Below are 9,572 nucleotides of genomic sequence, written 5' to 3' on the forward strand. Positions count from 1 at the left end.
CTCCGGCAGGATCGAGACCGAAGGAGCGGCGGCACACGGCATTAAATCGGAAAGAGGCGGTGCGAGGCTGACCAATGAAGGTGCCATCTCGGTATCCGGTTCCGAAGCCAAGGGCATTAGAAGTGAAGGCTTGTCAGCAACAATCGTGAACAGCGGAACGATCCTGTCGGTAGTGTCCGACGGGATTGATTCGACCGGTGCGGGCGCGTCAATCACAAACTCGGGAACGATCACGACACGGGCCGATAGCAGTTACGGGATATTGTCCACCGGCTTCGGGGCCTCAATCGCAAACTCCAGTTCCATCTCCACATCCGGAGATTTCGCACACTCGATTGCGGTTTCCGGTGAGGAAGCAGATGTGACCAATTCAGGCCGCTTGAGCGCCTCTGGTCTGGAGGGGTACGGGATCGAGAGCAAGGGAACCGGCTCTTCAGTTGCAAATCAGGGGACGATCACCACCACTGGCCAGTCGGGGCATGGTATCAAGTCCGAGGCTGGCGGGGCGGTACTGACCAACGATGGGGCGATAACGACCAGCGGGTTGGCAGCCAAGGGTATCAAGAGCGAGGGCGACACTGCGGTGGTTTATAACCGCGGGACGATCACGTCCCTTCAGTCCGGCGGAATTGAAACCCTGGGCATGGGCGATATGATTGTAAATTCCGGACAGATATACGCTCCAAACGGCTCGGCCCTGGATATCCGCGGGGAAAGCAGTGCCATTACCTTGTTGTCGGGCAGTGTGCTTGAGGGGGAGGTGTCTGTCACCGGATCGGGTACGTCCTTGACGTTTGGAGACGGTCTGAATGCCGTGTTGACACTAACAGGCGATGGTCTCGGCGAGGTTGCCTTCTCAAGTGGTGTTGGCGTCATATCAGGTTCGGTTGTGGTTGCCGTGGATCCGAGTCCATTTGGGGTGGCAGACGACATCCTGATAGACGTGACACGGAGCTATGGAAATGCGCTCGAGAGCAGGCTCGCATCCCAACGCGCCTGCGGTGCCGGGATGGAAGCATCGGACGTTTGCCGGCGTGGCGTTTGGGGGCGGGCCGGGATTTCCGGTCTGGACACGCAAGGCAGTGGCGGCTTCTCGGGATTTGACGGAACCTTCGGCGACGTGGTCGTTGGCGTTGACGCACCGGTATTGGGCACGGCAAATGCTGGTATTTTTGCTGGTTATACGGGAGGTAGCCTGAACTACGATCAATCCGCCTCCGATACCGATATTGATGCCTATTATGGTGGCCTCTATGGCGGGACAGTCTTCAACGGCTTCTTTGCGGAAGCTGTTCTCGGCGGTGGCCTGATCCGGTATGATGACCGCCGGACAATAACGAACAATACGGTTTCGGGTGGCGTTGAGACTGCCCGCGCTGACCATTCGGGCTATTTCCTAAGCCCGTCACTGACTGTTGGACATCCTTTGCGCCTGAAAAACCTGGACCTGACCCCGAGCGCACGGGTCCGCTATGCGTGGCAGAATCTGGAGAGTTTCTCGGAAACCGGCTCGGAGGCAGACCTCTCCGTCGATAGCAGAAATGTTCATGTCTTTGACATTCGCACGCAGATGCAGCTGGCAAGCCAGGCTGCGACCGTAAGCGGTAATATACTGCAAGGGTTTTTGCGGGTGGGTGTCGATACGTATTTCCGGGCGAACGACGATGTCTCCGCCCGGGTTCTGGGGGCGTCCCTCGACTTTGCGCCGGGGGATGATGACACAGAGTTCCGGGGGTTTGTTGGCGCCGAGGGCGTTCTGGGAACCATGGCAGGTGGCAAGGTCGTGGCGTCTTTCGAGGCCGGCTACAGTTCCGCCCAGACGTTCGACGGGATCGTCCGTCTGGGCGGATCGATCCCGTTCTAGCTTGAGGCTGCGGCGTGGCTTTTGGGCGGGGCTTGCGTCAGATTGCGGCAAGCGTTTCCGGTTGCTGTGTCGAACCTTGCGCCTGTGACAGCCAGTCCCAGACCTCGTTCCATAGTTTTGTGCAGTCGGGGCGGAATGCGCCTTCGTGGCCGATTCGCTTGACGCCAATGTCTTCAGGTGAAACCACTTTCCGGGTTTTCAGAGCATTTGGATAGAAACCCAACATGACATCCGAAGCCTTGGCCGTGGCGATCGGGTCGTCACTGAAAAGCCAGCTTCTGATCGGCGCGTCTACTTGGGCGTATCGCTGCGGATCCAGTGTGGTGTCCATTTCCGATTTGAAGTAGTCGCGCCGGTGACTCCATCTTCGCCATGTCTTGAAGACTTGTGGCGGCAAGGCTTCGCCGCGCCATCCACCCATTGGCTTCACATAGCCGTGACGCAAAAGTGAAAAAGGACCGAGAAGCCACCAGAAATAGTATTCAGTCGGGCGATAACTGAGGGCGTGGTGCCCGTGATAGCCCGTGCTGACGGCGAGAAAGGCGTGGCGGGCCACCTTGGCATGGTTCGGCATCAACCCCACAAAATGCCCGCCGACGCTGTGTCCGACATGGGTGATTGGCAGTCCCGGGAACCGTTTTTCAAGGGCATTGACCCCTGCAGGAAGGTCATGCCGGCCCCAGTCCGGCAGGTCGATTTTTGACCCTTTGAGGGATCCCCCTTTCGAATCGCCGATACCGCGATAGTCATATGTCAGGACGACGGCACCCTGTTCTGCAAGATAGCTTGCAAACTGCCGGTAAAACCGGCGCGGGAAGCCGGTGCCTCCCGAAATGACAACAGCTATTTTAGGTGACTGGCCGATATATAGATCCCCGGCAAGATCACAGCCATCTTCAGTCGAAAAGGTAACGGTCTCTGAGTCAATTGTCGTCATCACTGGATCCTTCCCCCCGGCTCGGGTTATCCGGTACGTTGATGATTGCGTTGGCGTTATGAGCGAGATGCTGAAGAAACCTGCCAATGACGTTTTGCTCTTCTTCGGTGAATGGTTCCAGAAGGGCAGCGTTGTAGTGGCGGGTGTGAATGCGCGCAGCTTCGGCCGCCCTGCGTCCGGCATCTTCCAGATGCACCAGCGTGACACGTCCGTCATTTGCACTGGGACGCCGGCGTACGAGGTCCTTCTCGCACAACCTGTCGATTAGTGCGGTCAGGCTTGATTTTCCCATGGAAAGGCGCGTTGCGATTTCGGAAGCTGGCTGCCCATCCCTGTCATTGAGAATGATCAGGACCGCAATCTGCGTGATTGTCAGCCCCATCTCCTGCCGTGCGCGATGATCGGCTGCACGAAAGAGTGCGCTGTGAGCAACTTGAAGAAGATGAAAAACCCGCAATCCTGCTGCCATCCATGGCTCCTGAGATAATCAATATAGTTCATATTCGAACTAAATTGAAAAGGCGAGTCTATTTTACGTAAACGGAAAGCACCAAGGTCTCCGGACCGCCGTCCGGTATGTCGCGATGGTCGTTCGCGAAAGGCCAAAATTCTCGGGAATCTTGCAGTGGTTTGGGTAATGAGGGAGGGGCAGAGCGGCTTATACCAGCCCCATATTGTGCCGAGGGCATATCGATTGCCGGGGATGATGCCACGATGCCCGGTCTTGGCGGTGTTGCGAAGTGCTCCTGCAACGGCTCGCAATAGGACCCTTGCTTGCTGCCGGAGTGACGCCAAGCAGCAGATCGGGGAGTTTCAGGGTCAGATCGATATTTGTGCTGATCTCAAGGCACGATCGCACGGGAGATTGATCATGGAACGGTCATTTATGACCTTGAAGCCACGCGTTAGATTTTTTAGACGCATTGAAGGCAGGCTGGAAATCCCAAGGCCACTTTCTGCGCTCCCCGCACTTCTTGGTGTGCGCTTCGATCACAGACCTTGCATGGGTATGTACTCTTTGGCGGAGCGGGAGCCGACGCGTTGCTTTTGCGGTGTAACGCCAAACCGCCCATGATAGGTCCGGACAAAATGCGAGGCGGATTCGTAGCCGCAGGCCAAAGCGATCTCGGTGATGGATTGTTCTGTCTGAAGCAGCAAGTTGCGCGCCTTGTTCAGCTTCTGGTCAATTGCGTATTTTTTCGGCGACACTTTCAGGTGTTTTTGAAACAGCCGCTCCAGTTGGCGCGGGGATATGCCAATCCGCTGGGCGATTTCGGACATCGGCAGGTAATGTGGTGCGCTTTCGTCCAGAAGGCGCAGGGCTTCAGCAATATGGCGGTTCCGGATGCCGTATCGGGCCTGAACCGAAATCTGTTGAGCCGCTTCTGCCGGGCGGACGCCTGAGTAAACCATCTGATCGGCAATTGCTGCTGCGAGATCAGGACCATGTGCGCCACCGATCAGGTGCAGCATCAGATCGGTGGCGGCTGTCCCCCCTGATGCAGTGACATAGGCGGTGTCGGCGACAAATACGTTCCGGCACAGCTGCACATCGGGGAAGTTCTCTTCGAAACTGTCATGGAAGGCCCAGTGAATCGCGGCTTTGCGGTTGTCCAAAAAACCGGCCTTGGCCAACACATAGGCTCCTGAACAGATCGCACCAATCCGGGTGCCGCGCATCCGCTCCCTTCGCAGAAAGGCAAGGACGTCCGGGGTGGCGTGATGATCTACATTCAGCCCCGAGACCAGAAACAGGCTGCTGTGCTGTGGCAAGGGATCCAGTCCTTGGTCAACCAGAGTGACCGTCCGGTTCGAACAAACCGCTCTCTCCCCGGACGGTGAGGCGAGGCGCCACCGGTAGAGTTCCCTGCCTTGCACCAGATTGGCGATGCGAAGCGGTTCGACAGCGCAGGAAAAAGCGATATGCGCAAACTCGTCGAGAAGCAGGAATGTGACATCGGACGTGAGAGGCATGTCGTTTTTCTCCGGCTTGTGTCGCCTCAGGTTCATCGAAACACCCGGCGAACATCTATATACATAGTATGTATATTCATTGTATTCAAAATGTATACAAGTCGGTCAACCGAAACTGAACCGGAGTATCAACATGGCTTCCGAACGCGGCACGGCCAAAACGGCCGCTTACGAGGACCTGAGACGGGCGATACTGACCCTTGAGCGGCAACCGGCCAGCGCCTTGGAAGAAAGCGAATTGTGCAATCGCTATGGCTTGTCGCGAACGCCCTTGCGTGAAGTCCTGCAGCAATTGTCCGGTGAAGGGTATGTCACCTTGAAGCGCGGCGCACGCGTCTCCGACATGACGCATCTGACGCTTCGGGATTTTTTTCTTGCAGCTCCTTTGATTTACAGCGCAGTCATGCGGCTGGCCGCGCAAAATGCTGCACCCCAGCAACTTGCAGAGTTGAAGCGGGCGCAGGAAGACTTTCGCCTGGCACTGCGATCCGGCAGCGTTACCGAACGGGCGCTGACCAATGACCGGTTTCACCGGATCACGGGGGAAATGGCCGGAAACAGCTATCTTCAGGCAAGTCTGGACCGGCTGCTGATCGATCACACCCGGATTGCCATGACCTTCTTTCGCCCAAAGTCCGGAGCGAAGGCCGACCGGCTCGATCTGGCCTGTCAGCAGCACGATGACATGATTGCCGCGATTGAGACCGGCGATGACGACCGGGCAGCCGAACTTGCGCTCGAACACTGGGCGCTGTCGCGGGACCAGATCGAGTTGTTCGTCATGCCTGACGGTTTGAATGCCCCGCTCGGGGCACCCCCGAAACAGCGCTCCGCATGAGGTCAATATGACACCAAGGATGAATTTTGAAGGCATCTACACGCCTGTGATCACCCCCTATGACGACATGGGGCAGGTTCGGTGGGAGGCGTTGGAAGCCGTGATTGACCATCTGGTTGAAGCGGGTGTTCACGGCCTGATTTCCGGCGGGTCGACAGGCGAGAATTATACGCAAACGGTCGAGGAACGCCTTGAACTGGCACGGTTTACCTTTGAAAAACTGGCAGGCCGCAGTCCGTTGATCGTGGGAACGGGAACGATGCGGACGCCCGATTCCATAGCACTCGCCGAAGGGGCGGCCAAGATCGGGGCCGATGCCCTTCTGGTGGCCACGCCGCCTTACGCGGTCCCGACCGAGCGGGAAAATGCGCTGAACGTTTTGACCGTGGACAGGGCGGCCGACCTGCCAATCATGCTCTACAATTATCCTGGGCGCATGGGTGTCAACATGGGTGAGGAGTTTCTTGACCGGGTGGGGCGTTCGCGCAATGTCTGCGCCATCAAGGAAAGTTCCGGCGACATCAATCGCGTGCATCTTCTGGCGCGCGACTATCCGCATATCCAGATGGCCTGCGGGATGGACGATCAGGCGCTGGAGTTTTTCGCCTGGGGTGCGCGCAGTTGGGTTTGCGCCGGATCGAATTTTCTGCCGGCAGAGCATATTGCGCTTTATCGGACCTGTGTCGTGCAGGGCGATTTCGCCAGAGGCCGCAGGATCATGTCCGCGATGATGCCTTTGATGCGGGTACTTGAACAGGGTGGCAAATTCATCCAGTGCGTGAAGCACGGGGTCGAGTTGACCGGGCATGCCGCCGGTCCGCCGCGGCCGCCGCTGAAGGCGCTCAACAAGGATGACAAACGCGAGCTTGAGCAGGTCGTCAGGGTCTTGAAGACCACCATTGAAGCAATCATGGCGGGAGCAGAATAATGACAGGCCTTTTGACACGTGACGAGTACAAGGCGATTGCCGCACAGCTTGTCCTGCCGGCAAATGCCTATATCGACGGGGCGTATCGTCCGGCGCAATCCGGCGCGGTTTTTGCCACGGTAAACCCGGCAACGGGTGATACATTGGCGGAAGTTGCGGCTTGCGATGCAAAAGATGTCGACTTTGCGGTCCAAAAGGCGCGTGAAGCCTTCGAGGATGGGCGATGGTCAAAAATGCCGCCAGCCGATCGCAAGCAGGTTCTGATCCGGTTTGCGAAGCTCCTCAAGCGCAATTTGCGCGAATTGGCTGTGATGGAGAGCCTTGACAGCGGTAAGACCATTTTTGATTGCGAAACAGTCGACTTGCCCGAGACCATCCATTGCCTGACATGGCATGCGGAAGCCATCGACAAGATCTACGATCAGGTATCGCCTGCATCCGATGATCATGTCGCCATGATTGTGCGGGAGCCGGCCGGTGTTGTCGGGCTTGTCCTGCCCTGGAACTTTCCGCTGTTGATGCTCGCTTGGAAAATCGGTCCGGCACTTGCTGCCGGATGTTCGGTGATTGTCAAACCGGCCGAAGAAACCTCGCTTACGGCGCTTAGAGTGGCAGAACTCGCGTCTGAGGCGGGTGTTCCGCGCGGCGTTTTCAATGTCTTGCCGGGCACCGGGCCGGATGTTGGCGAGCCGCTTGGGCGGCATATGGATGTCGACATGATTTCGTTCACCGGGTCGACGGACACCGGCCGCCGGTTCTTGAGGTATGCGGCCGACAGCAATCTCAAGGAAGTTGTTCTTGAGATGGGCGGCAAGAACCCGTGTATTGTGCTGAAAGACGCCGAGAATCTGGATCGGGTTGCCGCGCATGTGGTCAATGGCGCGTTCTGGAACATGGGCGAAAACTGTTCCGCCAGTTCGCGCCTTATCGTTGAGGATGACATCAAGGATGCCTTGCTGGAGCGCATTGCCGCCCATGCGAGGGAGTGGGCACTCGGTGATCCGCTGGACCCCGAACACCGGGTCGGTGCGCTTGTTTCAAAAGCGCATTTCGAAAAAGTCGCCTCATATCTCGACACCGGCGCGCATGTTTTGATGGGCGGCAAGACCCATGCAGGTGCGTTTGTCGAACCGACCGTTCTGGAACCGGAGCGGGGATCTTCCCTGGTGCGCGAAGAGATTTTCGGGCCGGTTCTGAGTGTGATCCCGGTCAGGAGTTTCGAGGAAGCGATCGCTCTTGCCAACGACACCGAGTATGGTCTCGCCGCCGCCCTTTTTACAGGAAATGCCAAGAAGGCGTTGCGTGGTGCACGGTCCATCAAGGCAGGCACGGTGACCGTCAACTGTTTTGGCGAAGGAGATATCTCGACACCCTTTGGCGGGTTCAGGCAATCCGGTTTTGGAGGCCGTGACAACGGTCTGGCAGCGCATGATCAATACACTCAGATCAAAACCATCTGGATCGATCTGTCAGACGATGCGGAAGAGGCTGTGTGATGACCGCAAAACGGTCCGCGCGGCGGTTTCCCGCACTGAAGGGCCCGGCCGCGTGGAACCGGATCTTGCCGGATCAACCTGTGCCGGAAGGTCTTGAAACCGAATTCTCTGCGGATGTGACCGTGATCGGGGCGGGATTTGCCGGATTGTCGGCAGCCCGGCGGCTCTTGCAGCTTGATGCAAGGGCCAGGGTCGTGGTCCTTGAAGCGTCCCGTATTGCAGAGAGTTCTGCCGGGCGAAATTCCGGTTTCATGATCGATTTGCCCCATGATCTGACCTCCGAGAACTACGCGGGTGCCGGAAACGACCGGGAAATGATCGGCATGAATCGTCAGGCCATCGCCTTCGCGCAGGCTGCGGTCAATGAGTACCAGATCGATCAGAATTATTTCGATCCCGCAGGAAAAGTGAACGGGGCGGCCAGTGACAAGGCTGATGCGCATAATGCCAGCTATGCGGCGCACCTCAAAACACTTGGGGAGGGCTATGAGCTGCTGGATCACCGGCAGATGATTGAACTGACCGGCAGTGCGCATTACAGGTCCGGGCTTTACACACCGGGAACGGTGATGTTGCAACCGGCAGGTTACATCCGTGGCCTGGCCGCAGGGTTGAAGCGGTCAGGGGTTTCGATTTTTGAAAACAGTCCTGCTTTGTCTTTTGCCCCGGAAGGAGACGGTTGGAAAATCGCCACTCCGAAAGGCTCCGTGTCGACGGGCAAGATCATTCTGGGGGTCAATGGCCACCTTGCCAGTTTTGGATATGCCGGGAACCGGTTGATGCAGCTGTTCCTGTTTGCGGTGATGACGCCCGAACTGGACCGGGAGGCCCTAAACAGGCTTGGCGGGCGCCCAAGATGGGGCGTGACCCCGTCCGACCCGATGGGCACCACCATGCGGCGGATTGACAGTGGTCAGGGCGGCAACAGGATCATCACACGTACCTGTGCCCTGTTGAACTCGGCAATGCAGCCCACGGCATCTGACCTGTCCCGGGCAACACGGGTGATGCAGCGCAAGTTTGAGCAACGCTTTCCGCAGCTGCGGGGCATGAAGATGGAATATCAATGGGCAGGCCATCTTTGCTTGACCCGCAATTCTGTTTCGCTCATGCGCCAACTGGAAGATAATGTCTATTCGGCATGTGTCCAGAACGGGCTGGGCACCGCGCGCGGGACATTGACCGGCATCGGGGCCGCGGAGCTGGCCTGTGGTGTGGACAGCGATATTACCCGGCATTTCACGGTGGAACCCGAGCCAGCAAAACTCCCGCCGCAGCCTTTCCGGGACTGGGGTGCAAATGCGGTCCTGCGCTTCAAAGAATGGCACGCGGCTGCTGAATAATACCAACCGCTCGAATTATTGCCCCTTTTGATGCGAAAGACCTCTGCATACTGAAGCTAATCGCAACAAGCACAATATGCGCCCATGCATCAGAAGTGGGCGATGAAGACAAATGGAATTGATTGTCAAGGGCGAGGAACGTGCGGCTATGCGGTCAAAGGCCCTTGAAAGGCGTTCCGTGACCACTTCATC

General features: G+C 57.6%; 8 protein-coding genes. 5 read left to right on the top strand and 3 right to left on the bottom strand.

The window, feature by feature from the left end:
- On the top strand, window positions 1–1,864 hold a 1,864-nt coding region (locus E1297_RS07050), incomplete at its 5' end, for an autotransporter outer membrane beta-barrel domain-containing protein (RefSeq protein WP_155135717.1).
- 37 nt (window positions 1,865–1,901) lie between these two features.
- Here E1297_RS07050 and E1297_RS07055 read toward each other — a convergent pair.
- The 3 genes from E1297_RS07055 to E1297_RS07065 all read right to left on the bottom strand — a co-directional run bounded on the left by E1297_RS07055 (window position 1,902) and on the right by E1297_RS07065 (window position 4,775).
- Entirely contained in the window at window positions 1,902–2,801 is a 900-nt protein-coding gene (locus tag E1297_RS07055) for an alpha/beta hydrolase (RefSeq protein ID WP_155135720.1), read from the bottom strand.
- Window positions 2,788–3,270 (bottom strand): MarR family winged helix-turn-helix transcriptional regulator, encoded by a 483-nt coding sequence (locus tag E1297_RS07060; RefSeq protein ID WP_155135723.1) that lies wholly within the window; start codon window positions 3,268–3,270, stop codon window positions 2,788–2,790. The genes E1297_RS07055 and E1297_RS07060 overlap by 14 nt, the downstream gene beginning before the upstream one ends.
- Window positions 3,271–3,791: 521 nt before the next feature.
- Complete coding sequence (locus E1297_RS07065; RefSeq protein WP_155135726.1) at window positions 3,792–4,775, bottom strand: GlxA family transcriptional regulator; 984 nt, start codon at window positions 4,773–4,775, stop codon at window positions 3,792–3,794.
- A gap of 133 nt (window positions 4,776–4,908) precedes the next feature.
- Between E1297_RS07065 and E1297_RS07070 the strand changes: the two genes are divergently transcribed.
- Genes E1297_RS07070 through E1297_RS07085 form a run of 4 tightly spaced genes read left to right on the top strand, consistent with a single transcriptional unit; the run spans window position 4,909 to window position 9,380 of the window.
- Window positions 4,909–5,613, top strand: a complete 705-nt coding sequence (locus tag E1297_RS07070) for a GntR family transcriptional regulator (protein ID WP_155135729.1) — start codon at window positions 4,909–4,911, stop codon at window positions 5,611–5,613.
- A gap of 19 nt (window positions 5,614–5,632) precedes the next feature.
- Entirely contained in the window at window positions 5,633–6,541 is a 909-nt protein-coding gene (locus tag E1297_RS07075) for a dihydrodipicolinate synthase family protein (RefSeq protein WP_155135738.1), read from the top strand.
- A complete protein-coding gene (locus tag E1297_RS07080; protein WP_155135732.1) occupies window positions 6,541–8,037 on the top strand; it encodes an aldehyde dehydrogenase in 1,497 nt (498 codons plus the stop codon). The genes E1297_RS07075 and E1297_RS07080 overlap by 1 nt, the downstream gene beginning before the upstream one ends.
- Window positions 8,037–9,380 (top strand): FAD-binding oxidoreductase, encoded by a 1,344-nt coding sequence (locus tag E1297_RS07085; protein ID WP_155135735.1) that lies wholly within the window; start codon window positions 8,037–8,039, stop codon window positions 9,378–9,380. Before E1297_RS07080 ends, E1297_RS07085 begins: the two co-directional genes overlap by 1 nt.
- The last annotated feature ends 192 nt before the right edge of the window (window positions 9,381–9,572 follow it).

It is taken from the genome of Roseibium sp. RKSG952, from assembly GCF_009711355.1.